The organism is Caballeronia hypogeia, assembly GCF_001544875.2.
Classification (GTDB): Bacteria; Pseudomonadota; Gammaproteobacteria; order Burkholderiales; family Burkholderiaceae; genus Caballeronia; species Caballeronia hypogeia.
This window is the reverse complement of record NZ_FCOA02000002.1, coordinates 559,027-581,169: the sequence shown is the minus strand read 5'-3', so window position 1 is coordinate 581,169 and position 22,143 is coordinate 559,027. Positions and strand designations below refer to the sequence as shown.

Genomic DNA, 22,143 nt, shown 5'->3' with positions numbered 1-22,143 from the left:
TCATGCAGCGCGATACGCCGCGCTTCGCGAGGCGTTGACCGCGCATACATCGCCTTCGGGTGCGGCGCGCACGTTCGCGTGCCGCGCGACGAGCGGTATGCGTTTCGTGCTGCCGGGCGCGAGATGAAACCAGTCGATGCGCGCGTGATAGTTCGGATCGACTACATGCACCCAGCGCGCGAGCTGCGCGGTCTGGACGATCAGACTCCAGCCTTGATCGTCTTGCTCGACGCTCACGCTCAGGCCTACGTCGCGGCGTTCGCCAATCGAAGGATCGGGAAAATGGAAGGCTTCCGACAGCACCTCGCCGGTCTCGGCGTCACGTAAAACGACATGCGTCGCATCGTGCGCGCGCGGGCCGAAGCGGTATGCATACGCGCTGTCGAAGAACGCGCCAATCAACGCATTCGCTGAAACACGCTGCACGCTGCGCGGTTGCAGCACGATATCGCATGCGCCGCCCGCGACCTTGACCGAACCTTCACGCAAACACGCAAGTTCGACACGCGCGCGAATTTCACGCGCTGTCTCGTTGACGAGATGGACGTCCAGGCCTTCGAGCCCTTCATCGAGGATCAGCGCCTGCACGGGCTGAAGCACCCGCGCAAGACCATGCAAGGCGCTCTTTGGCGCACCGAGCACGTCGATCACGCCCCAGCCCGCGCCGGGGCGCACATCGAGCAGGTTCCATACGATGCCGCCCGAGCAGCTTGATCCTTCGCGACGCCATTCGGAGAACACGGCGCCGATCACGTCGGCGACTACGGCGCGCGACAACTCCAGATAGCGCGCGGGATCTTCATAACGCAGCCGCGGCACGTCCTGACGATAGAGCGACTGCATGTAGTACTCACGCACGTCGTCGAAGTCCCACGCGGAACCGGGATCGCGCGCGACGCCCGCTTTCCAGCGCGGTTCGTGAAAGCGCGGGTTCGGCAGCGCGCGCAATGCGACATCGTCCGGGACGTTGGCGAACGCGAGACATTCGGAGGCGAAGCGCACTTGCGCGCGACGCACGTCGTCGAAGGAACGTTGATATGCGGGCACGCCGTAGTAATGCGTGATGCCGCCGCGTGTGCCGAAGGGCATCGATACCGTGTCGCCGGGCGCGGCGCTCGGCGAGTTCACGACGTACGCGACATCGGGCCGTTGCGCCGCGATCGCGCCAGGCAACCACTCGGTGAAAAGGCGTTGCTGATAGGCGTCGAAGGGCAGGCCGAGCATGGCCGCCTGCTGATGCACTTCGCTTCCGCCGCACAGTACCGCGAGCGAGGCGAAGCGGCGCGTGCGCGTGAGAAACTGCTCCGCTTCGCGCTGCACGCTGTTGCGGAAAGCTTCGTCATCGGGATAGTCGAAATTGGCGAACGCGAAGTCCTGCCACACGAGCACGCCGTGTTTGTCGGCGAGTTCGTAGAACGTGTCGGACTCGTACAGCGTGATTCCGCTGACGCGAACGATGTTGAGGCCCGCATCGCGAATCAGTTGAAAGAGGTGGTCGAGCTTGTCGCGCGGCGCATCGAGCGCGACGATATCCGCCGAAGTCCAGCACGCGCCGCGCGCAAACACGGGTACGCCGTTCACGACGACCTGAAAGCCCTTGCCATCCGCGCCTCGATCGACTTCGATCGTGCGAAAGCCGACTTCGCCGAGATCGATATCGCTTATTTTCACCGCGTAACGCGATGGCTCGCCGTGCGTGTGCGGATACCAGACGCGCACGTTCGGCACGCGCGCGCTTCCTGCGAGCGTATGCGCGTCTTGCCACTCGAGCGTGGCTTTCGCTTCACCGCATTCGAGTTGAACCGGCGTTTGCTCTTGCGCGTGAAAGTAGCGAATGGTGATATCCAGCACGCCATCGCTGCCATCCACACGCGTGCGCATGTCGATGCCATCGATGCACGTCTTCGATTCCCCGATCAATTCGATGGAGCGCCACGGTCCCGCAGGCTGAATCGTCGGACACCATCCGTTCATGTGTCCGAGCAGCGTCGTGCGCACGTTGCGCAATGTGGCTGGTTGCGCGAGCTTCGGGCGCCAGCGCGCGCGGCCGCGTTTGGCGGCCAGCGCAGGCGCGATCGAACGAAAGCACAGATGAAGCGCGTGCTCGCCGTTCAGGTCTACATCGAGATCATGCGCGACGAACATCGAATCCGATTCGAGCAGCTTGCGATCGTCCAGCCATACTTCGGCTATTGTCGCGAGTCCGTTGAAGCGCAGGCGCCGTTTGCCTTGTCCCCTCAGCTTCACGCGATACCAGTGATCCGCATGCGCGAACGGCTGCGCGAGGGCGTCTTCGCTGACACCCGACGCACGCAGCGCCGATGCGATCGTGCCGGGTACGGGGGCGTCGATCCATTGCGTGAATGCATCGAGCGATGCGGGTGTCGCGCATGCGCCCGCCGGCGTGCTCACGCATTGCCAGTCTTCCGAAAGACGTCGCGGCGCGTGCGCGGACAGGACGTGCATGGACCTTCCTCGATGATGGGATTCGCAGAATGAAGCCAAAGCCGCGCGTGGACAGCGCGGCTTTGGCGGTCAGAGAAAGCGCGCGGCGAGCGGCTCGATGACTTTATCGTACGAAGTCTGCATCGATTCGAGGCAGTCTTCGCAAGCGTCCGAACGCGAGCGCATGCGGGCGCGCGCGAGACGGAACTGCATGACCATCGCTTCGCTTGCGATGGCCTGCGCGCTCGACTGGATCTCGCCCGATACTTCCACGCCGTTGCGGTTGAGCCAGCCCAGATACTTCGACAGCAACTCGAAGTTCGATCCGAGCTGGCGCATCACATTGAACGTGTACAGGTGATAGTACGCAGGATCGCGTTCGAGCATCGCCCGCAAGTGCTCGGGAAACTCGGCGCGCCACTGTGCTACCGGATTCGTCACCGGACGATCCGCAAGCCGTAGCTTGAGCAGTTCCACCGAGCGCTTCACGAGCGCTTCGCCCTCGAGAGGATCACGCGCACGCTTCACGAACTCGACATACGGAAACAGCGCCTGCACGTCGCCGGCGAGATCGGGCAGCAGACGGAACACGCCGTTGTAGTCTTCTCCCGACAACGCGAAATAGCCCGCGTTATGGAAGTACGTGATGCGCTTCGCCTGCGTGTCGATCGCGTCGATGGCAATGGTCGTCTTCGTATGATTCTGCCGATACGCCGTCACGCGGGTATCCGGCAACCAGAACGAATCGACCTCGGCCACGACAATCTGCCCGCGCTTCGTCTGCTCGCGCACGTGTGCTTCGAGTGTGTCGTAGATCGCGAGCTCCTGCGCCTGCAGGCCATAGAGCCGCGATATATCGTCGAGCGAGAACTTCGGAAAGGTGAATTGATCGCCCTCGAAGGCCTGCGTCACCGTGAAGCTCAGCGCCGCATGCGGATCGCAGCCGTAATGATGCAACAGCTCGATCCACAAATCGACGTAGCAGTTCGTCTCCAGCCACACGCGCTCTTCGCGATGCAGCGCGTGCTGGCGGGATTCGTCGGCGACAGGCGTGGACGTGGCGGTCACGGCTTCGGCCGGCGAGCGTGCGTTCATGCCTTGCTTCCCAGGTTCGCGAGTCCCTGCTCGATGAGCGGCGCCTTGTCGCCCCACAGCAAGGTACGCACCGTCTCGGGCCATGCCTTGACATCGAGACCGTGATGACGGAACAGCGCCAGCGTCGTGCGCTCCATGCCGAAGCCGACGCATGCCGTGTGCGCGACCTGATCGTCGGCCTGCTTGATATGCCACAGCTCGCCGAAGTGATCCTGGTGGTAGTTGAACGACAGGCACGCGGTCGGGCGATCCGGCGTCGCGACCGGCACGAGCAGCTCGAACTTCAGTTGCTGCTCGCGCTGGCTGTCCGCGACGATCTTGCCGCCACGGCCGAAGAACGGATCGTTGGCGAGGTCGATCTCGTACGGCAGTTGCAGCAGTTCGATCAGCAGCGAGCCGCGCTGAATCCACTTCTGGCGGAACTCCATTACCTGTTCGGGGCTGCCGACGCGAATGTATTCGCGCATGCGGAACATCTGCATGCGGCCCGGATCGATGGACGGCTCGTGACGGAAGCAGTACGAGAATGCATCGAAGATCGCGCCGTCTTGCGCGAGCGCGCCGCGCTTGGCCACGAGCGGATAGATCGGATAGCACGCGGCCGGCGTGAGCACGAGGCGCGTCGGCTTCTGCTGATCCATCCATTCATCGGAACGCTCTTCTTCCTCGCCGATATGCACGATCTTGTCGAGCGCTTCCAGCAGACGATGATGTCCGCGGTCGTTGCCCTGGAACGAGTGGATCGTGCCCGCGAGGTTCGGGAAGCTCTTCAGGTACTCGCTGTCCTCGAAGTCGCGGCGGCGCATCGCCGGCGGAAAGCGCAGCACTTCCGCGTGCTGATCGGCGCCCAGCAGCGTGATGGCCTGATTGAGGCGCTCGACGATGTCCTCGAACACTTCGCTGCGGCCGTACAGGCCGTCTTCGCCGGTGTCGAGCAGGATGCCTGCCTCGATCAGGCGATCGCGCAAGGTCAGATCCGATTTGTCATACGGCGCCTGAGTCTCTTTTGCTTGTGCTTCTGCTTCGGCCTGCATCATTGCGGCCTGTTCTGTCGGCATGTTCATATCGTCAAAGGGTCCCCGTTGCGGTGCGCTGCGCGAGCAGCAGATTTGCCGTGTTCAATTCGATACGGTCGTTACTGATCATGAGCGGCGCCGAATGCAGATCGCGCAGATGACGCCCCACGCTGAACGGCGTGTCGTTTTTGTAGCCCGCCATGCCGCAGATCATCAGCGTTTCCTGCACGACATGCACAGCCGATTGCGAGATCGCGAGCTTGAGCATGTTGAGGTCCGCGTTGATGCCGATCGACGCCGTGAGCGGCGCGTCGTCGTCATCGCGCTGAACCGACTTGCGCGCTGCGCTCGCGGCTTCGACATTGGCGAGCGATTCGCGCAGACGCGCCTGCATCATCTTGATGAGCGTCAGCACCTGTGAAAGGCGCGCGGCCGACGGAGGCAACGCGGGCTTGCCACGCGCCTGATTGCGGAAGAACTGATGCGCGCGGTTGGCCGCGTCGGCGGCAATGCCGCACCATACCGACGACCACAAGGTATGCGATACGGGCAGCATGCTTTCGTCGGCGATCTTCGAGAACGGCGTCGGCAGAATCTGTTCCGCGATGCCGCTCGCAACGAGCCGGTGCCCTTCGCTGCACGTGCCGCGCATGCCGAGCGTGTCCCACGTGCCGCGCGGCTCGAGCGTGAGCGTCTCGCGCGGCGCCACGATCAGCACCTGATCGGAGGGCGGTGCATCCGGATGACGGCGCGCCGTCACGAGAATGCAGTCCGCGTAGGTGCCATACGAAATGGTCGGTGCGAGCTTCTCGATGCGGAAAGCGTTATCGACGAGATCCACCGCACAGGCGCTCGTGCGCATGTTGCCGCCGATGTTCTCTTCCGAAGTCGCCGACGCCAGCAACAATTGCTCGTTCACCATGCGCGCGAGAAACGCGCGCTGCCACGGCACGTTCGCGCCATGCTCGACGATGCACACGACCTGGCTCTGATGCATCGCATAGATCATCGCCGACGAGGCGCAGCCGTGCGCCATCGCTTCGCACAGGCGCGCGACGCCGGTGAGCGACAAACCGTCGCCGCCGCAGGTTGTCGGGATCATCGCCGAGAAGAGCCGCTCCTCGCGCATTGCCGCAACGGCTTCGGCGGGAAAGCGTGCTTCGCGATCCACCGCGTCGGCGTGCTTCGCCGCGATCACGGCGACACGCTTCGCAGCCTCGATCAGCTCGCTTTCGCTCCGGGCGTTCACGGCGTTCGCGAGCTCGGCCGCTTCCAGCTCCTGAGCGGGCGCGTTCATGCGGCCGCCTGCGAGCGACGCAGCTCTTCGACGGCGGACGCGAGCGAATCGACGCTCGAGAACAGCCGGCGCGTGAGCATGTGATCGGGAATCTCGACGTCGAACTCGTCTTCGATCGCGAGCATCACATGCACGGTCGCGAGAGAGGAAAGACCCGCGGCGTAGAGATCATCGCTGTCGGAAAGCGTGTCGATGGGAACGTCGAGCCGAGCGGACTCGGCGAGGATACGGCGCAATTCAGTTTTCATTGTCTGTGTTTTCCCTTGTACCCGGCCAACGGTGCAAACGATCCGGACTGCGACGATGTTGTCTTTTCGAATGTCGCGTTCGCTCCGGGGCGAAACGGCAGCGGTGTTGTCTATCCCGTGAAGACGTTTTCACGAAAGTCCTCGCACACACTGCTTCTTATTTTGTTTGATCGTATTTAACGAATTACGAGGCCTGTGCGTCCGTGCGATGGCGCACGGAGAGCTTCTATGAGCGAAGCGGTGTTTTGTGCGTTATCAAGCACGCAGGGCTTCTTCGAAATCATTCAAACTCACGCCTGCCGTGGCGTAGCGGCCATGCCAGTAATTCCTGCATATCTCGCGACGAATCTCTCGCAAAAACCATGCGCGATTGAAAGCTAATTGAAATTTATGTCACGGGTGAGGTAATTGGTACTGATCTCTCTGTTGCTCGTATTCGTCGTGCTGTTCGTTGTGTGGAAGAAACGGCGCGTCGCGATTTTTCTTCTGGCGTGCGCGGTGTTCTGGCTGCTCGGAAGCTGGCTGCCGGGCCCGCTTGTGCGCCTTGCGAACTCCGGCTACGACACCATGCACGAGCCACGCTTCGGCACGCGCACGGTGATCATCGTGCTTGGCGGCGGGACCAAGCACGATCGTCATGGCCTGCTGGTGCCGAAGGGCGATTCGATGACGCGCATCGTTCTCGCGAGTTCGCTCTACAGACGCTGCATGGAAATGGAGAAGGAGTGCCTGGTCGTCATGAGCGGGGGCAATCCTCAGCGACACGAACAAAGCGAAGCGGATCTTTACGGCAGCCTCTTGCTCGATGCCGGAGTGAACCGGGCGGATCTGATCCTCGAAAACAAGAGTCTCGACACATACGAGAACGCCCGCAATACGGAAAAGATCCTACGGTCGCGGCAATACGACACGTCGGTGCTTGTCACGTCGTCGCTACACATGCGCCGCGCGCTGCTCGCGTTCGCTGCATTCGACCTCGATCCGCAACCGGCGGTGGCCATCGTGCGCCGTCCGATGTCGTGGTGGGTGCCGCATCCGCGAGGATGGTTCGATTCGAATAGCGCGCTCCACGAGCTGGTCGGTATCGCACGTTTCTACGTGTGGCGCTTGCTTGGCTTGTATTGAATACCGTCAGGGCATGCGCTCACAACGTGCGACCGGAGCCCAGCGCTTCCTGCAGGTAATGCGCTGTGCGGCTCGCCGGGTGCGCTGCGACCTGTTGCGGCGTGCCTGCGACCACGATTCCGCCGCCGTCCTCTCCCGCACCCGGGCCGATGTCGATGACCCAGTCGCTCACCGACGCCACGCGCATGTCGTGTTCGACGACGACCACGGTATTGCCAGCATCGACGAGACCTTGCAGTTGCGTCATGAGGCGGTCTACGTCGGCGGGATGCAGACCGGTCGTCGGTTCATCGAGGATATAGAGCGTGTCGCCGCGATGTGCGCGCTGCAGTTCGGTCGCGAGCTTGATGCGTTGCGCCTCGCCGCCGGAAAGCTCTGTCGCGGGTTGCCCGAGCCGCAGATAACCGAGGCCGATATCGCGCAGCACGGCGAGCGGGCGCATCACGTTCGGTTCATCGGCGAAGAACTCGCATGCGCTGTCGACGCTCATGCCGAGCACATCCGCGATGTTCTTGCCGCGCCACTCGATTTCCAGCGTCTGCGCGTTGTAGCGTGAGCCGTGACAGGTCGCGCACGAGGTGTAAACACTCGGCAGGAACAGAAGCTCGACACTCACGAAGCCTTCGCCCTCGCAAGTCGGGCAACGTCCCTGCGCGACGTTGAACGAGAAACGCCCCGCGCCATAGCGGCGTTTTCGTGCGGCGGGCGTGTCCGCGTACAGCTTGCGGACGTGATCGAAGAGACCGGTGTAGGTCGCGAGATTCGAGCGCGGCGTGCGGCCTATCGGCTTTTGATCGACGCGCACGAGACGCCTGATCGTCTCCATGCCCGCGACGATGCGCCCGTCTGCCGGTGCATCGCGGGTCGCGAAGAGCGGGTCCTGCTCGTCGTCCTGAGCGTCGTCGAGCGCGCGGCCGAGCCGCTCCGCGATGAGCTCCGGCAGTGCCTGGCTCACGAGACTCGACTTGCCCGAGCCCGAGATGCCGGTGACCGCCGTGAAGGCGCCGAGCGGAAACGCGGCATCCACGCCATGCAGGTTGTTGCGCGTGATGCCCGCGAGTCGCAGCCAGCCGCGTGGTTCGTGCACGGCGCGTTCGATGATTCGATCCGCCGCGAACAGATGCCTGCGGGTCTGCGATGCCTCGACCGATGCGAGACCTTCCGGTGGACCGCTGTAGAGCACATGTCCGCCTGCTTCGCCCGCGGCCGGGCCCACGTCGACGAGCCAGTCGGCCCGGCGCATCGTGTTGAGATCGTGCTCGATGACAAAGAGCGAATTGCCCGCGGCCTTCAGGCGCTGCAATGCGGCGAAAAGCGCTTCGCTGTCAGCGGGATGCAGTCCGGCGGAGGGTTCGTCGAGCACATACACGACGCCAAAGAGTTGCGACGCGAGTTGCGTCGCGAGCCTCAGGCGCTGCAGTTCGCCGGACGAAAGCGTGGGCGTCGCGCGATCGAGCGAGAGGTAGCCGAGACCGAGATCGGTCAGCGTACCGAGCCGTTCCAGCAGCTCCGCGGCGATGCGCGCGGCGGCGGCGCGTTTCTCATTCGAGAGATTCGGCGTGCGGCGTACATCGGGCGCGGCCTGGTGGGCCGAGCCGCCCGCGGCGACGCGTTTCGCCGTGGCCGCGCGCCGGTCTTCCTTCGCGAGTGTCCGTCCGGGCGCCGGATCTTGCGCGGCCCATTCGCCACGCGCGATCGGTGCGAGCAATTCCGCGAGACGATTCAGCGGCAGCCGCGCGAACTCGGCGATATCGAGCCCGGCGAACTTTACCGATAGCGCTTCCTTCTTGAGCCGTTTGCCCGAACATGCGGGGCAATCGCTGCCGATCATGAAGCGAGACACGCGCTTCTTCATCAGCGCGCTTTGCGTGTGCGCGAAGGTGTGCAGCACATAGCGGCGCGCTCCGGTGAACGTGCCCTGATAGCTCGGCTCCGCGCCGCGCTTCAGAGCCGCCTGCGTCTCCTTCGGCGTGAGGCCGGCATAGACGGGTGCGGTCGGTTGTTCCTCGGTGAAAAGAATCCAGTCGCGGTCCTTCTTCGGCAGATCACGCCACGGTTTGTCGACGTCGTAGCCCAGCGTCACGAGGATGTCGCGCAGATTCTGCCCGTGCCACGCCGGCGGCCATGCGGCGATCGCGCGCTCGCGGATCGTCAGCGAATCGTCCGGCACCATCGACTTCTCTGTGACTTCGTACACGCGCCCCAGGCCGTGACACACGGGGCATGCGCCCTGAACCGTGTTCGGCGAAAAGTCCTCGGCGTAGAGCATCGGCTGCTTTGGCGGATAGCTGCCGGTACGCGAATACAGCATGCGCACGAGGCTCGACAGCGTCGTCACGCTTCCGACCGAAGAACGCGCGTTCGGCGCGCCACGCTGCTGCTGGAGCGCGACGGCGGGCGGCAGGCCCTCGATCGAATCGACTTGCGGCACGCCTACCTGTTCGATCAGCCGCCGCGCATAAGGCGCGACCGACTCGAAGTAACGGCGCTGTGCCTCCGCGTACAGCGTGCCGAACGCGAGTGACGATTTTCCCGATCCCGAAACGCCTGTAAAAACCACGAGCGCATCGCGCGGCACGTCGACATCGACGTTCTTCAGGTTGTGCTCGCGTGCGCCGCGAACGCGCACGAAACCTGCTCTCGATGCAGGCGCGGCATCGTCGCTTGCGGTGGATTTTGAAAAAGCTTTGCGGACATCCATGGCTGGAAGGTGTCTGAAGGCCGACGCGGCGCTGGAAGTGAAGAGGTTTGCATGCAGCATGCCATATGCCGGGTGGCACTTTGCGTTATGCACTTTGCGTTATGCACTTTGCCTGCGAAAAACCAGAGCGGACCTCAGCCCAAGGAGGGCGAACATGAGTACGGTCGGATCGAGGATTTTATTGGCGCTCACGGCGAGCCTGGCGATAGGCGTGTCGGGCGCGGCAATGGCCCAGTCGGGCGGCAATGGCAACGGCGGGTCGGGAGGGGGCAACGCGCACGGCGCGGCGACCGCCGGGCCGACGGTGGGAGGTGACAACACGTCCGCGCCCGGCAGCACACGCCACGGCGGGTTTCATTCCAAGCACAAGAAGAAGGCAAAGCCAGCGTCGACGGAAACGACACAGCCTGTGCAATGATGCGCCAACGCGCCAGCGTGATGACGGAGTGACGCGCGATGAAGCGCGCTAACCGCGCGCGCTGTGCGTGATGCGGATCAGGCCGGCGCGTTTTCCACGTCGATATCGTCGGTGCCGAGGCGGGAAAAAATATCGCACACGGCACGCATCTCGGCTTCGTCGCGAATGCTGACGATCACGCGTGTAATACCGCAGGACGTGTCCGCATCGCCGCCGTCGGCGCCGAACGAAGGGAGGATATCGTCGCCGGAAACATCGAGCCCGAACGGGTAGTCGTGGGTATCGACCACGCCGAGGTGCTCGCCGTGGCCGGCGTACTCCGCCGAGATCCACTGCGTCTGCGAGGCGGCGCTCTGCACCTGTTGAGTGCGGAAATCGGCGAAACCACTCAGGGTCGCGAGGCGCACCCGGTCGCCCGCGATGCCTTCCGCGCGTAAATCTTCCAATGCTTCGTCGAGCTTACGGGAGCCAAATATCGCTCCGGTCACTTCACGCATCATTTGCTTGTCTCCTTGCCTGCCCACCACGATGCTGCGCGTCAGTATCGCCGTGATTCCGGCGATTGTGAATACGGATGTGCACTGGCTGCCGCGCGAATGCGAATGTGGTGCGCGGGAGGCGCGATGCGCTTGATGAGTCGTGTGGCGAAGCGCGCCGACACCCGCGGCGACAGGCCGGTGAACCGGTTTGCTCTGGCCCGCGAGTGCGCGAGAAGAAGGCGAATCCAACCGATGCGGACATGGAATTCGCGAGCCAGACGATAAAGCGAATTCCCCGGCTAAAGACGAACGGGAACCGCCAGATTGCAGGCATACGCTGCGTGGCTAACTTGATTTACTTCATGCGGTACTTGAACTTTACGCCGCAACACTCGGTTTATCAACGGGTTGCTTTGTCCCTAAACGAATGATTTTGCGAATCTTTTTACGGTTGATTTCGAGCGCTCCGGGAATATGGTGCCGGTCGCCAACCAGCCGCCGAATTAAAGCGAACACTGCTTCTAAATCGGGCGAATGCACACATGCAGGCAGACGCATCGAGTCAATAGTCATCGTACAAGCTGTCTCGCGCCCTATAATGGGCGATCAGCACTCTCATGATCGGCCTTCGCCATGTCCCAAGCACTGTCGTCCGGCGCATTACGCCGCTCTCGCAATCTCACCGAGGAAGTCGTCGCCGAGTTGTCCGAGCGGATCCGCAGCGGCGCGCTGCAGCCGGGCGACAAGCTGCCGACGGAATCCGAAATCATGGCGCAGCTCGGCGTGAGCCGCACGGTCGTGCGCGAGTCGATTTCGCGCCTGCAGGCCGCGCGCCTCGTGCAGACGCGTCACGGCATCGGCACCTTCGTGCTCGAAGGAGGTGATCAGGAGCGCTTCCAGATCGAAGCCGCGGGCGATCTTACCGTGCGCGACGTCATGGCCATACTGGAGCTGCGTATCAGTCTCGAAGCGGAAGCTGCCGGTCTCGCTGCGATGCGTCGCACCGACGAGAATCTCGCGCAGATGCGCCGCGCGCTGGACGAGTTCGAACGGCTGGTGGAGGCGGGCGAAGGTAACGCCGTCGCCGCCGACGTCGCGTTCCATCTCGAGCTCGCGAAGGCCACGGGTAATCGCTACTTCCACAGCATTCTGAGCCAGCTCGGCAACACGATCATTCCGCGCACGCGTGTCAACTCGGCTGCGCTCGCACATAACGATCCGGGCAGCTATCTCGATCGCGTGAACCGCGAGCACGAAGATATCTACGATGCGATCGAGCGTCGCGATCCCGAGGCGGCGCGCGCGGCGATGCGCATGCATTTGTCGAACAGTCGCGAGCGCCTGAGGCGCGCGCATGAAGCTTCGGCGAAGCCGCAGGACGCGGTTTGAGGCAAGGCGGTCAGATTCGACTCGCGCGCTGGTCCGCTCGTTTCAGACGGGCGATTTGCTATCGCGGTTCACGGTGCGCCTTCGCGGCTGATCGGTGGACAGGATTCACCGTGAGCGCGGCACTCGACGATCCGGCCGACGCGGGGCGAAACTCGACGCCATAAGCGGCGTGCGCGCCATCCGCGCGCAGTCTTGACGTACTCGACTTCCTGACGGCCGACGCGCGCGATGGCCTCGGGCCGTTTCTCACGGTATTTCTCAAAGGCAACCGGCAACGGGATGCGGCCAGCATCTGTCCCGTGTTGCTCGTCGATGTGTTTCACGCGAAGCGTCTTCTCGTCGCGATATCAGGCTTGCTGGTGAGGCTCGCATGTCCCGTCATCGAGTTCGATCCGGGTCTGGGTGTCGTGCATGCCGCGCGGGCTCGGCGCGGCCTTGGGGATCACACCGCCGTGACTCGCGGAATTGACTCTCAGGCTCGTCGGACATCGCATGTTGCCCGCGCACCCCCGCCATAACTAAGGCTTCAATCATGCGGGCAAATTTGCCGCCACCGTGCTTGCCGGAGCGCTCGGGCGGTATGCCGGCTCCATCTGGCTGTTCTCGCTCGAGTGCGGCTTCACGATCGCGAGCGCCCTCGTCACGATGTTGCTCGTGCTTTTTGCATTCTTCATGCCGAAAACCAGCGCACAACGCACTATCTAGTTTTCGTCGAGCATGACCGACATCGTGCCCGCTTCGCTCTGTACGCCCGCATCGAGATCGATCTCATGCGGCGTCATCTTCGCGATGGCACGCAGTAAACGAGGCGAGAAGCGTGCACCGAAGCGGGCGATTTCCGCTTCGCGCGTCGCGTCATCGGCGTGAGACAGGGCGCGCAGCTCGTTCAGCGGCAGTCCGACGAAGAGGTCGACCGGATAGGGTGGTGCATCGCGATCCGCGATGAAGTGCGACGGCTCCGATGCGCGTACGCGCAGACCCGGTTGCAAATGCGCTTGCAGCTCCATCGTCACTTCATAGTCGGCTTCGGCCTCCAGCGCCTGTCGCGCTTCGCTTTGCAAAAACGGCGCGACGGATTGCAGGCGGGCAAGTTCTTCATCGGAAAGTAGCATGGCCGGACTCCTCGGAGATCGAATCCAAGTTATCACGCATGGGAAGCGTTCGCCGGTTATCTATTTTAAGTAAGTTCATAACATAATAAAAATATAAGGCGCAGCGACCGTTTTCTTATGACTGGCTTAAGAGCCCGCACTAATAATGGTTTAGCTCGAATCATGGGGATTTCGCGATAACATCAAAATGACTAAAACTGGCAAAAATGCCAGCTACAAGTCAACCAAATCCTCTCCGGTCCGTTAGCTCAATAGGTCATCCGGTCGCTCAGCCGAACCACGCCAATCGACCTGCGCCCTTCGAGCAGAGCATCGATTCGTCAGAGCGGAGGTCGGACTGCACAAGCAGCACGCGTTTTCAATGCTTGTAAATTCAGCAAGTTCCTTCACAAGTGCCTCAATCGAGGCTCTTATACTCACGCCTTCTATTTGATTACAAATTTCGCAGGGCAGAAAGGCAATTGAATTATTACCAATTATTTCAAGCCAGCGCCGGCAAGGCTGCGGAGACCAGGCATTTGAAGATCTTGCATAGTGAGTCCTCGACGGGATGGGGTGGTCAGGAAATCCGTACGTTGAAGGAAATGGTGGCGTTGCGCGAGAGCGGCCATACGGTCGAACTGATTTGTCCCGGCGAAGCGCGGCTTGGTCAGCGTTGCTCCGAACTGGGGTTCACCGTGCATCACGCGCGCATGCGTGGCGGCGGCGACATGCAGTCGATGCTGCGCATCAAGGGGCTTCTGCGCCGTCGTGCGTTCGATGTTCTCAACACGCACAGCGGTCATGACAGCCTCGTCGCGGGCACGGCGGGGCGACTCGCGCGCACGCCGCTCATCGTGCGAACGAGACATCTCGCGTTGCCCATCAGCTCACTGGCGACTTATACGTGGATCCCGCATCGCGTGATTGCGGTGAGCAATTACGTGCGCCGCTATCTGATCTCCGCGGGCGTCGCGGAGAAGCGCGTGCACACGATCTACGACGGCATCAACCAGCCGCAGTCCGTCGCGCATTCGACTCTGCGCTCGGAGCTCGATCTCGGACCGGACGCGTTCATCGCCTGCATGGTCGCGATCATGCGAGACAAGAAGGGCCATGAGGACCTGATCGCGGCGGTGGGCCCGCTGCTGGAGACGCATCCGAACCTGCATGTCGTGATGGCGGGCGATGGTCCCTGGTTCGATCGCATCAAGGGCATCGTCGATGGCCTCGGTCTCGCGCATCGCATTCATCTGCTGGGCTTTCGCACGGACGTCCCCAACATTTTCCGCGGCAGCGACCTGTTCGTGCTGCCCACGCATCAGGAAGCGCTTGGTCAGGCGTTCATCGAGGCGATGGCGGCGGGTCTGCCGGTGATCGGCACGAGCGTCGATGGCGTGCCCGAACTCATCGACGATAACGTGAACGGCCTGCTGGTGCCGCCGCGCGATCCGGTCGCATTGCGCGCGGCGCTCGCGCGCATGATCGATGAACCGGATCTGCGGCAACGTCTGCGCCGCGAGAGCCTGCGCATCACCGAGCGCGGCTTCACGGTTGGCGACATGGCCAACGAAACGGCGATGTTCTATCGACGCGCACTCAGCGAGCGAGGTCATCGCAGATGAGCCGGAGTAACGCTCGCGCCGTGCCGGTGCTGATGTACCACCACATCAGCACATCGCCCGGCATGATCACGGTGAATCCCGAACATTTCACGGCGCAGATGGACTATCTCGCGGAGGCGGGATATCGCACGATCGGATCGGCGCAACTCGCTGCGTTTCTGCGCGGCGAGGATGTGCCGGCCAAGTCTATCGTCATCACCTTCGACGATGGCTATCTCGACAACTGGGTGCACGCGCATCCTGCGCTGGCGAAACATGACTTCACAGCGCTGTGTTTTCTCGTGAGCAGCTGGCCGGGCGAAGGCCTCGTGCGTCCGAACGCGTCGCACGCGGGCGCGACGCTGCCGCCCTTGCTCGATCATCATGCTGGCGAACGCGCGATAGAGAACGGCCGCACGGACGATGTGATTCTGCGCTGGTCCGAGATCGAGGCGATGCGCGAGGCCGGCACATTCGAATTTCATAGCCATACGCACAGTCATGTGCGCTGGGATCGCGTCGCGGGGTCGTCCGGTGAAAAGCGCGAGCGTCTGCAAGAAGACTTGAGCGCGGCGCGTCTGGCATTACGGACCCGTCTGGGCGAGGTGTCCGATCATCTGTGCTGGCCGCAAGGCTATTACGACGACGACTATCGCGAGATCGCGCTGGGCGCGGGCTTCCGGCATTTCTACACGTGCGATGCAGGCACGAATGTCGGCGCGAATCCGCTCGATCGCAATGCATCCGCCGACGCCGAGCGCTCGATCAACCGTCTCGAAGTGCGCGATCGGCCGGCCTCGTGGCTGGCGTCGCGGCTGTGGGTGCATACGCGGCCCGCAATCAGCCGCGCGTATCTCAGCATCAAGCGCTGAGCGCGCTTGCCATCCTGCTTGCCATCAGTCGCGGTGCGCGTGAACGAACGCCGCGATCGCATCGTTCACCGCATCGGCCGCGTCGCGATGCGGTGAATGTCCGCACTTCGGCAGCTTCAGCAGTTGCGTATGATCGACGGCCGCCTTGATCTTTTCGATCTGCAGCATCGATGCGTATTCGTCATCATGGCCCTGAATCGCGAGTAGCGGACGACGGATCGTCGCGATCTCGTTCGTGATGTCCCAATGCAGGAACGCTGGATTGAGCCACGCCTCGTTCCATCCGTAGAAGGCCGAATCGACGTCGTCGTGATAGGCGCTCAGCTTTTCCCTGAACTTCGTCGTCTCGTAGGTGGTCCGCGTCGCGACGATCGCTTCGACCGTCATCGGCTCGACGAATACATGCGGCGCCATGATCGCGAGACCGGCGAGCGCTTCGGGGAATGCGTTTGCATAGAGCAGGGCGATCGTGCCGCCGTCGCTATGGCCGATGAGCCACATGCGCGAGCGTTCGCGCGCGCCGATATCGAGCGCATCGAGAAAGGCGGGCAACACTTGCCGTGCCTGGGTGTGCAGGAATTCGACCGGCCACGTTTCACCGGTCCTGCGCCGCGTCGAGCGCCCATAGCCAGGACGCGAATAGACCAGGCCACGGCAGTTCAAATGGTCGCAGAGCGCCTGCGGCCAGCTCTTCCATAATGCGATCGACCCCAGACCTTCATGCAGGAACACGGCGACGGGCGCATCGACGCGTTCGGGATTCAACCATCGATATTCGATGCGTACCGGATACTCGCCGCCATTCAACTCGGCGAAATGCACGGCTTCGGTGGCTGCTGCCTGATCGGTCATGGTGTTGGCGAACTGGACGCGAAGCAATAAATGAAGCGCAAAGATTAACAGACGCCGAAGCTATCCATTGCAACAAACCGGACCGCCAAGTGCATCATTTACGCGGTCGAAGGTTATCGAAAAGCCCTTTTCTGGTGCATCAAAAGCTATTTCGCCACGCCGATTTTTTTCTCTGGACGCCGCTGAACTTTTTCTGCGAAAGTTATTCGTAAGAAACTCGCTGCGCTGCAACGCAGTGTCGGCCCGTCAGAAGTTTCGTCTGCTTCCGGAGAGAACTGCATGAATCGACCGAAACGAATGCTATTGGAAAACATTGCCTGGTCGCGCGAAACAGCGCATGCCGATGCGCAATTCTTCCCGCGTCTCGCGCAAGGGCAGAGCCCCAAGGTTCTATGGATCGGTTGCTCGGACAGCCGCGTGCCGGCCGAAACGGTCACCAACGCGAATCCCGGCGACCTGTTCGTTCACCGCAACATCGCGAACCTGTTCTCACCATCCGATGACAACACCATGAGCGTGCTGGAATACGCGGTGCGCGTGCTGAAAGTCGATCACGTGATCGTGTGCGGCCATTACGGATGCGGCGGCGTGCGCGCCTCGCTTCTGCCGCTGTCGAGCGACTTGCCGCACGTGAATCGCCGAATCGCGCCGCTGTGCGCGCTGGGCGAGCGGCACCGCGATGAGCTCGATGCACTCTCCGAACTCGATGCACGCGCGAACCGGCTCGCCGAACTGAACGTGCTGGAGCAAGTGCGTCTGTTGCGCCAGCACGCGATCGTGCGTGGACGTGACGAGCCGCCGCTGGTGCATGGATGGATCTTCGGCCTCAACGACGGCCTCATCAAGGTGCTTGCTTCCGGCTATCCGGAAGAGAGCGAAGCGCAGGACATCGGGCGCATGCAGGCCGCATCGCTTCGCGCCGCCTAGCCGACTTTACGCAAACGTTTGCTTTTCGAATGTGAAGTCGCTCAGGCGAGCTTCGCAGGCTCCCACTCGCGCCAAGGAAATTCATGAATTCAAGTCACCGTCTGGCCACATTCCCGCGTGATCTGTTCGCGGGCACCGTGGTGTTTCTCGTAGCGATGCCGCTGTGTCTGGGCATTGCCAATGCGTCCGGAGTCGAGCCGTTCGCAGGCTTGCTGTCGGGCATCATCGGCGGGCTCGTCGTCGCGTTGCTGAGCGGCTCGCAATTGAGTGTCAGCGGCCCGGCGGCGGGGCTGATCGTGATCGTCGTCGACGGCATTGCGGGACTCGGCAGCTTCTCCGCGTTCCTGCTCGCCGTGTTGCTCTCGGGCGCGATCCAGTTCGGCTTCGGCATGCTGAAGGCAGGGCGCTTCGCGGCTTATGTGCCTTCGTCGGTCATCAAGGGCATGCTCGCGGCCATCGGTCTTTTGCTCGTCATCAAGCAGATGCCGCTCGCTGCAGGCTTTGCCAATCATGGCGCGCCGGCCGCGAGCGGTCCCGGCATGCTCGGCACGCCCTTCGGTCCAGTATCGATGGCGGCGTGCGCGGTGGCCGTCGTATCGCTCGCGATACTGGCGGCCTGGGAGACGCGCGCGATGCGCCGCTTCGCGTTCGTGCGCGCCGTGCCGGCGCCGCTTGCGGTGGTGGGTTTAGGCATCGGCATGACGCTGTTGCTCGACCTGTTCGCGCCCGGCTTCGCGCCGCCCGCGCAGCATCGCGTGGCGTTGCCGTCGCTCGAATCGTTCTCGGCTTTCACCAACGCGCTCGCATTGCCGAACTTCTCGCAGTTCGTGAATCCCGACGTATGGCGTCTCGCGTTGACGCTCGCGATCGTCGCGAGTCTCGAAACATTGCTGAGCCTCGAAGCCGTCGAACAACTCGATCCGAAGAAGCGCGCGGCGCATCCCGATCGCGAACTGAAGGCGCAAGGCATCGGCAACATGATGGCCGGTGCGATTGGCGCGCTGCCGATCACGTCGGTCATCGTGCGCAGTTCGGCGAACGTGCATGCGGGGGCGCAGAGCCGCTGGTCGTCGTTCGTGCATGGCATGCTGCTGCTCGTGAGCGTGTTCGCGCTGACCAGCGTGATCAACCTGATTCCGCTCGCGTGTCTCGCCTCGATCCTCATCTTCACCGGTCTCAAGCTCGCCAAACCATCGTTGTTCGCGGCTGTCGCGAAACAAGGCATCGAACGCTTCGCGCCGTTCGTCGTCACGATCGCCGGCGTGCTGCTGACCGATCTCCTGATCGGCATTCTGCTCGGCATCGCGTGCAGTCTCGCGCTGGCCTTGCGCGCGAATCTCCGGCGGCCGATCACGATGACGCAGCACGACGACCACTACCTTCTGACCTTCCGCAAGGACGTGTCGTTTCTCGCAAAGGTCACGCTGAAGCATCATCTGCGCGCGATTCCCGATGGCGCGACCGTGATTCTCGACGCATCGCGTGCCGACTATATCGACCCGGACGTGCGCGAGGAGATCGAGAAGTTCGTGGCGGGGGCGGAGTCGCGCGGCATGCATGTCGAATGCAGGAAGCTGCCGCGCGCGCAGGCGCAAGCAAGGGTGCGTGTGTTGCGCGGGCGATGGCCGGGTCTCACGCGACAGGGCATGACATCGGAGTGAGCGTGATTCAACCTGGTGTCGATGGCGTCAGTTGCGCATAGATATCGTGCGCGAGTTCGAGCATCACCTTGCGGTCGATGCCTCCGGACACCGCGTAACCGAAGTCGCCATCGATCCAGTAGAACACGTTGACGGGGCCATCCTGATACAGCTTGAATGCGGTGGTGTTCGCGCTCGTCCTGCGATGCGAGATGCACAGCGTCACGCGCTCGCCCTTCGCATCGCGATACATGAACTGCGCGACGTCGCCGTTTTCGCCGGGCAGGATGCGCCCGCCCATCAGCTCGAAACCGCTCTTCGTGAGCATGGGCGGATGCACGTCGGTGCCGAGCTTGTTCGACAGGTATTGCACGAAGTCCTGCTCGCGATCCCGGCCGATATCGAGCGGGCGATCGACTGCCGGCATGTACACCACATGCGCGATCGCGGCCTGACGCGCCATGCCTTCCATGCCATCGGTACTGACGGCGCGGGTATTGGACATCTTCGAGACATCGCGTCCGATATTCGTGCCCACACCGATGCCGATACCCAGCACCAGCGCCGCCGCCATGCCCGCGAAGCGCGGCCAGTTCGCCGCGCCCGGCCAGCGGCGCTTTTTCAGCGTGCGCAGGCGCGCGGGAATGGGTTCGTTGAGCACGCGGTCGTAACGCTCATGGAACATGTTGTTGAGAGAGAAATAATCGCTCACGCGCGCGGCCAGCGCGGGGTTGAGTTCGATCGCGCGCTCGACCTGTTCGCGGCGTTCGGCGCTGAGCGCGCCATCGACATAGGCGTGCAGCTCTTCTTCGCTGATCGGAGCCTGCTGGTCGCTCATCGCACCACCTTCAGTTTCGCACCGGGCTGTGCGCCCGCCATCAAAACGCGCAGCCGCTCGCGCGCGCGAGACAGCCGCGACATCACGGTGCCCATGGGAATGTCTAGCGCGATCGCCACTTCTGCGTAGCTCATCTCTTCAAGTCCGATGAGCAGCACGACTTCGCGTTGCTCGTCGGGCAAGCGCTGAAGTGCGAAGTCCAGATCGCGCACTTCGAGCGAACGGACCGGATCGCCCGACACCGCGAATTCGCGTTCGTCGATGCTGTTATCGTCGACGGACACATGCACCGCACGCGCCGACGCGCGGCTCACCTGATTCACGAATACGTTGTGCATGATGGTGAAAAGCCACGCACGCAAGTCTGTACCTGCTTCGAACCGGTCGGTGCGCGACAACGCGCGTTCGATCGTGTCCTGCACCAGATCGTCGGCGAGCTCGCGGTTGTTGAGCAGCGCACGCGCATAGCGGCGCAGTCGCGGGATGTGCTCCATCAGGTCGTCGCGGATGTTCATGGCGCTATCCGTCGTTCGACTGGCGATGTGGGCCGCGTGATTTCCTGAACGATCCGGCTCGCATTTTATTCCGCCTTCCGGGCCGCGATGGTCAACGCGTCGGCGGCGTGCATGAGCCCCCGCGTGCCGGCATGCCCCGCGAGGACATAGCGCTTGCCGCCGATGGTCCAGGCCAGCAGACGAAGATCGCCCACTCTCCGCGCGCTCCAGTGTGGCTCTTCGCTTGCGAGAGGCGCGCGCGCGGTGAGCAGGATCACCGCGTCGCCATCCGCGTTCCGATAATCGAACTCGTCGATATGCGTGAGCTTGCCGGCATTGCGTGTCCTGCTCGCGACCAGTTCGAATCCGACCGGCGTCAGTTCGATGAAGTGGGGATCATGCGAGACGAGCGGCGCAGCGTTCGGGCCGCGCCCGCCTGACGTTTCCATCAGGGCCATGACGGCGGCGGCATCGAGCATGTCAGCGGACACGTGCGACGCGGCGCACCAGCCGGCGATCCCGATGACAACGCATGCGCCGAAGAGCGCGTTGCGCCAGACGCTTCCGGCCCGCACGGGCAAGTGAAACTCGACGCCCCCGCTCTCATCCGGCCGCGCACACAGACGAATGCCGGCCCGCTCCGCACGGGCAGGCGGCAGGCCGCCGTTCGCGAAGGCGCGCAGGTTCCGTTTGATGAGCGGGTCGTCCATGTCGGTGCATCGATTTCGTGAACTCTCGATGGGCTAACATGCGCGACGCGCGTTTTATTCCGGTTTTTTTTATTATTTTGCAGACGAGAGACGCGGGCTCGCGCGGACCTTCATTCGGACACGATCGAAATGGAAAAACCGTCCCATCCCTTGCTTCCCACCGTCTGCATCGCGGTGGACGAAAGGCGTGGGTTTTCCGCGAGCAGGTCGAAGAATTTGCGCACGCCAATTACGTCGGGATCGACGCTCGCGGTATCCGCGACCTGACCGCGGCGTATCACGTTGTCCGCGACGATCACCGTGCCTGGCCGGCTCAGACGCAGCACGAGACGCAGATACTCGGGATAGCCTTTCTTGTCGGCATCGAGGAACACGAAATCGAAGGGCGGAATACCGTCGCGCACGAAGCCTTCGAGCGTCTGCACGGCGTCGCCGACAATTACCGACACCACGCCCGCCAGTCCCGCACGCGCGATATTGCGGCGCGCGACGTCCGCGTGATGTTCGAGCGCCTCCAAGGTCAGCAGGGTGCCGTCGGCGGGCAGGGCGCGCGCGAGCCAGATGGTGCTGTAGCCGCCGAGCGTGCCGAGCTCCAGAATGCGCCGCGCGCCGCGCAGGCTCGCCAGCATCTGCAGGAGCTTGCCCTGATTCGGTGCGACGTTGATCGAGGGCAGTCCCGCCTCGGAGCTCGCTCTCAGCGCCGCGTCGAGCACCGCGTCGGGCGCTTGCGTACGCTCGCACAGATACTCGTCCATCGCAATCCATTGCTGTTCGTTCATTGGATCTCCTTGGGGCCCCGGGCCGCGATTACGACACCATACAGCACGCGAAGAGATCCGTGCAAAGCGCAGCAGTGCGATAAATGTTTCAGATGCCCCGGCGCACGCGTTGCAATCGTCGTG

The 22,143-nt window shown here is 62.9% G+C and carries 23 protein-coding genes; 8 read left to right on the top strand and 15 right to left on the bottom strand.

Annotated features, from left to right (window positions below; all coding sequences use genetic code 11):
* The 5 genes from AWB79_RS05905 to AWB79_RS05885 all read right to left on the bottom strand — a co-directional run bounded on the left by AWB79_RS05905 (position 1) and on the right by AWB79_RS05885 (position 6,101).
* Positions 1 to 2,466 carry a glycosyl hydrolase 2 galactose-binding domain-containing protein gene (locus AWB79_RS05905; protein WP_061166418.1) on the bottom strand — a complete coding sequence of 822 codons (2,466 nt, stop codon included), beginning with the start codon at positions 2,464 to 2,466 and terminating at the stop codon, positions 1 to 3.
* Between the two features lie 69 nt (positions 2,467 to 2,535).
* On the bottom strand, positions 2,536 to 3,540 hold the full coding sequence (locus tag AWB79_RS05900; protein ID WP_061166417.1) for a DUF1839 family protein: 1,005 nt from the start codon (positions 3,538 to 3,540) through the stop codon (positions 2,536 to 2,538).
* Complete coding sequence (locus AWB79_RS05895; protein WP_061166416.1) at positions 3,537 to 4,604, bottom strand: amino acid--[acyl-carrier-protein] ligase; 1,068 nt, start codon at positions 4,602 to 4,604, stop codon at positions 3,537 to 3,539. Before AWB79_RS05895 ends, AWB79_RS05900 begins: the two co-directional genes overlap by 4 nt.
* Before the next feature lie 4 nt (positions 4,605 to 4,608).
* Complete coding sequence (locus AWB79_RS05890) at positions 4,609 to 5,853, bottom strand: acyl-CoA dehydrogenase family protein (RefSeq protein WP_061166415.1); 1,245 nt, start codon at positions 5,851 to 5,853, stop codon at positions 4,609 to 4,611.
* Positions 5,850 to 6,101, bottom strand: a complete 252-nt coding sequence (locus tag AWB79_RS05885) for an acyl carrier protein (RefSeq protein WP_061166414.1) — start codon at positions 6,099 to 6,101, stop codon at positions 5,850 to 5,852. Before AWB79_RS05885 ends, AWB79_RS05890 begins: the two co-directional genes overlap by 4 nt.
* Positions 6,102 to 6,329: 228 nt before the next feature.
* Here AWB79_RS05885 and AWB79_RS39345 point away from each other — a divergent pair, with 228 nt between their 5' ends.
* Positions 6,330 to 6,482 carry a hypothetical protein gene (locus AWB79_RS39345; RefSeq protein WP_157695698.1) on the top strand — a complete coding sequence of 51 codons (153 nt, stop codon included), beginning with the start codon at positions 6,330 to 6,332 and terminating at the stop codon, positions 6,480 to 6,482.
* A 27-nt stretch (positions 6,483 to 6,509) separates the two neighbouring features.
* Positions 6,510 to 7,226 carry a YdcF family protein gene (locus AWB79_RS05880; protein WP_061166413.1) on the top strand — a complete coding sequence of 239 codons (717 nt, stop codon included), beginning with the start codon at positions 6,510 to 6,512 and terminating at the stop codon, positions 7,224 to 7,226.
* Positions 7,227 to 7,245: 19 nt separating this feature from the next.
* On the opposite strand, the gene AWB79_RS05875 is transcribed toward AWB79_RS05880, so the two are convergent.
* The gene (locus tag AWB79_RS05875) at positions 7,246 to 9,927 is read right to left on the bottom strand and encodes an excinuclease ABC subunit UvrA (RefSeq protein WP_061166412.1); all 2,682 of its coding nucleotides are present in this window, start codon (positions 9,925 to 9,927) and stop codon (positions 7,246 to 7,248) included.
* Positions 9,928 to 10,081: 154 nt separating this feature from the next.
* Between AWB79_RS05875 and AWB79_RS39340 the strand changes: the two genes are divergently transcribed.
* The gene (locus AWB79_RS39340; RefSeq protein WP_061166510.1) at positions 10,082 to 10,345 is read left to right on the top strand and encodes a hypothetical protein; all 264 of its coding nucleotides are present in this window, start codon (positions 10,082 to 10,084) and stop codon (positions 10,343 to 10,345) included.
* A 77-nt stretch (positions 10,346 to 10,422) separates the two neighbouring features.
* Here the strand turns inward: AWB79_RS39340 and AWB79_RS05865 are convergent, their stop codons facing one another.
* Together AWB79_RS05865 and AWB79_RS39335 are read right to left on the bottom strand one after the other, a co-directional pair.
* Positions 10,423 to 10,845, bottom strand: a complete 423-nt coding sequence (locus AWB79_RS05865) for a hypothetical protein (RefSeq protein ID WP_061166411.1) — start codon at positions 10,843 to 10,845, stop codon at positions 10,423 to 10,425.
* Positions 10,846 to 11,202: 357 nt separating this feature from the next.
* On the bottom strand, positions 11,203 to 11,397 hold the full coding sequence (locus tag AWB79_RS39335; RefSeq protein ID WP_157695697.1) for a hypothetical protein: 195 nt from the start codon (positions 11,395 to 11,397) through the stop codon (positions 11,203 to 11,205).
* Between the two features lie 60 nt (positions 11,398 to 11,457).
* Between AWB79_RS39335 and AWB79_RS05860 the strand changes: the two genes are divergently transcribed.
* Positions 11,458 to 12,213: a FadR/GntR family transcriptional regulator gene (locus AWB79_RS05860; protein WP_061166410.1), complete on the top strand. Its 756-nt coding sequence runs from the start codon at positions 11,458 to 11,460 to the stop codon at positions 12,211 to 12,213.
* Positions 12,214 to 12,281: 68 nt separating this feature from the next.
* Here AWB79_RS05860 and AWB79_RS39330 read toward each other — a convergent pair whose 3' ends face one another.
* Both AWB79_RS39330 and AWB79_RS05855 read right to left on the bottom strand, forming a co-directional pair.
* Positions 12,282 to 12,536, bottom strand: a complete 255-nt coding sequence (locus tag AWB79_RS39330; protein ID WP_157695696.1) for a hypothetical protein — start codon at positions 12,534 to 12,536, stop codon at positions 12,282 to 12,284.
* A gap of 378 nt (positions 12,537 to 12,914) precedes the next feature.
* Positions 12,915 to 13,325: a hypothetical protein gene (locus tag AWB79_RS05855; protein WP_061166409.1), complete on the bottom strand. Its 411-nt coding sequence runs from the start codon at positions 13,323 to 13,325 to the stop codon at positions 12,915 to 12,917.
* Positions 13,326 to 13,843: 518 nt separating this feature from the next.
* Between AWB79_RS05855 and AWB79_RS05850 the strand changes: the two genes are divergently transcribed.
* Positions 13,844 to 14,929 carry a glycosyltransferase gene (locus AWB79_RS05850; RefSeq protein ID WP_061166408.1) on the top strand — a complete coding sequence of 362 codons (1,086 nt, stop codon included), beginning with the start codon at positions 13,844 to 13,846 and terminating at the stop codon, positions 14,927 to 14,929.
* Complete coding sequence (locus AWB79_RS05845) at positions 14,926 to 15,780, top strand: polysaccharide deacetylase family protein (RefSeq protein ID WP_061166407.1); 855 nt, start codon at positions 14,926 to 14,928, stop codon at positions 15,778 to 15,780. The genes AWB79_RS05850 and AWB79_RS05845 overlap by 4 nt, the downstream gene beginning before the upstream one ends.
* A gap of 24 nt (positions 15,781 to 15,804) precedes the next feature.
* Here AWB79_RS05845 and AWB79_RS05840 read toward each other — a convergent pair whose 3' ends face one another.
* Positions 15,805 to 16,632 (bottom strand): alpha/beta fold hydrolase, encoded by an 828-nt coding sequence (locus AWB79_RS05840; RefSeq protein WP_061166406.1) that lies wholly within the window; start codon positions 16,630 to 16,632, stop codon positions 15,805 to 15,807.
* 279 nt (positions 16,633 to 16,911) lie between these two features.
* Between AWB79_RS05840 and AWB79_RS05835 the strand changes: the two genes are divergently transcribed.
* Together AWB79_RS05835 and AWB79_RS05830 are read left to right on the top strand one after the other, a co-directional pair.
* Positions 16,912 to 17,559, top strand: coding sequence for a carbonic anhydrase (locus AWB79_RS05835; protein WP_061166405.1), 648 nt, complete (start codon positions 16,912 to 16,914; stop codon positions 17,557 to 17,559).
* Positions 17,560 to 17,642: 83 nt separating this feature from the next.
* Entirely contained in the window at positions 17,643 to 19,220 is a 1,578-nt protein-coding gene (locus AWB79_RS05830) for a SulP family inorganic anion transporter (protein ID WP_061166404.1), read from the top strand.
* A gap of 7 nt (positions 19,221 to 19,227) precedes the next feature.
* On the opposite strand, the gene AWB79_RS05825 is transcribed toward AWB79_RS05830, so the two are convergent.
* From AWB79_RS05825 to AWB79_RS05810, 4 genes are all read right to left on the bottom strand, one after another.
* Positions 19,228 to 20,037, bottom strand: coding sequence for an anti-sigma factor family protein (locus tag AWB79_RS05825; RefSeq protein ID WP_061166403.1), 810 nt, complete (start codon positions 20,035 to 20,037; stop codon positions 19,228 to 19,230).
* The gene (locus AWB79_RS05820) at positions 20,034 to 20,552 is read right to left on the bottom strand and encodes an RNA polymerase sigma factor (protein WP_061166402.1); all 519 of its coding nucleotides are present in this window, start codon (positions 20,550 to 20,552) and stop codon (positions 20,034 to 20,036) included. Before AWB79_RS05820 ends, AWB79_RS05825 begins: the two co-directional genes overlap by 4 nt.
* A 65-nt stretch (positions 20,553 to 20,617) precedes the next feature.
* Positions 20,618 to 21,241, bottom strand: coding sequence for a hypothetical protein (locus tag AWB79_RS05815; protein WP_061166401.1), 624 nt, complete (start codon positions 21,239 to 21,241; stop codon positions 20,618 to 20,620).
* A 110-nt stretch (positions 21,242 to 21,351) separates the two neighbouring features.
* Entirely contained in the window at positions 21,352 to 22,020 is a 669-nt protein-coding gene (locus AWB79_RS05810; protein ID WP_061166400.1) for an O-methyltransferase, read from the bottom strand.
* Positions 22,021 to 22,143 lie beyond the last annotated feature (123 nt).

Bases quoted from the DNA above. Each gene is read 5' to 3' on its own strand.
- AWB79_RS05905 (WP_061166418.1), bottom strand. From the start codon at position 2,466: ATGCACGTCCTGTCCGCGCACGCGCCGCGACGTCTTTCGGAAGACTGG.
- AWB79_RS05900 (WP_061166417.1), bottom strand. From the start codon at position 3,540: ATGAACGCACGCTCGCCGGCCGAAGCCGTGACCGCCACGTCCACGCCT.
- AWB79_RS05895 (WP_061166416.1), bottom strand. From the start codon at position 4,604: ATGAACATGCCGACAGAACAGGCCGCAATGATGCAGGCCGAAGCAGAA.
- AWB79_RS05890 (WP_061166415.1), bottom strand. From the start codon at position 5,853: ATGAACGCGCCCGCTCAGGAGCTGGAAGCGGCCGAGCTCGCGAACGCC.
- AWB79_RS05885 (WP_061166414.1), bottom strand. From the start codon at position 6,101: ATGAAAACTGAATTGCGCCGTATCCTCGCCGAGTCCGCTCGGCTCGAC.
- AWB79_RS39345 (WP_157695698.1), top strand. From the start codon at position 6,330: ATGAGCGAAGCGGTGTTTTGTGCGTTATCAAGCACGCAGGGCTTCTTC.
- AWB79_RS05875 (WP_061166412.1), bottom strand. From the start codon at position 9,927: ATGGATGTCCGCAAAGCTTTTTCAAAATCCACCGCAAGCGACGATGCC.
- AWB79_RS39340 (WP_061166510.1), top strand. From the start codon at position 10,082: ATGAGTACGGTCGGATCGAGGATTTTATTGGCGCTCACGGCGAGCCTG.
- AWB79_RS05865 (WP_061166411.1), bottom strand. From the start codon at position 10,845: ATGATGCGTGAAGTGACCGGAGCGATATTTGGCTCCCGTAAGCTCGAC.
- AWB79_RS39335 (WP_157695697.1), bottom strand. From the start codon at position 11,397: ATGACTATTGACTCGATGCGTCTGCCTGCATGTGTGCATTCGCCCGAT.
- AWB79_RS05860 (WP_061166410.1), top strand. From the start codon at position 11,458: ATGTCCCAAGCACTGTCGTCCGGCGCATTACGCCGCTCTCGCAATCTC.
- AWB79_RS05855 (WP_061166409.1), bottom strand. From the start codon at position 13,325: ATGCTACTTTCCGATGAAGAACTTGCCCGCCTGCAATCCGTCGCGCCG.
- AWB79_RS05845 (WP_061166407.1), top strand. From the start codon at position 14,926: ATGAGCCGGAGTAACGCTCGCGCCGTGCCGGTGCTGATGTACCACCAC.
- AWB79_RS05840 (WP_061166406.1), bottom strand. From the start codon at position 16,632: ATGACCGATCAGGCAGCAGCCACCGAAGCCGTGCATTTCGCCGAGTTG.
- AWB79_RS05835 (WP_061166405.1), top strand. From the start codon at position 16,912: ATGAATCGACCGAAACGAATGCTATTGGAAAACATTGCCTGGTCGCGC.
- AWB79_RS05830 (WP_061166404.1), top strand. From the start codon at position 17,643: ATGAATTCAAGTCACCGTCTGGCCACATTCCCGCGTGATCTGTTCGCG.
- AWB79_RS05825 (WP_061166403.1), bottom strand. From the start codon at position 20,037: ATGAGCGACCAGCAGGCTCCGATCAGCGAAGAAGAGCTGCACGCCTAT.
- AWB79_RS05820 (WP_061166402.1), bottom strand. From the start codon at position 20,552: ATGAACATCCGCGACGACCTGATGGAGCACATCCCGCGACTGCGCCGC.
- AWB79_RS05815 (WP_061166401.1), bottom strand. From the start codon at position 21,241: ATGGACGACCCGCTCATCAAACGGAACCTGCGCGCCTTCGCGAACGGC.
- AWB79_RS05810 (WP_061166400.1), bottom strand. From the start codon at position 22,020: ATGAACGAACAGCAATGGATTGCGATGGACGAGTATCTGTGCGAGCGT.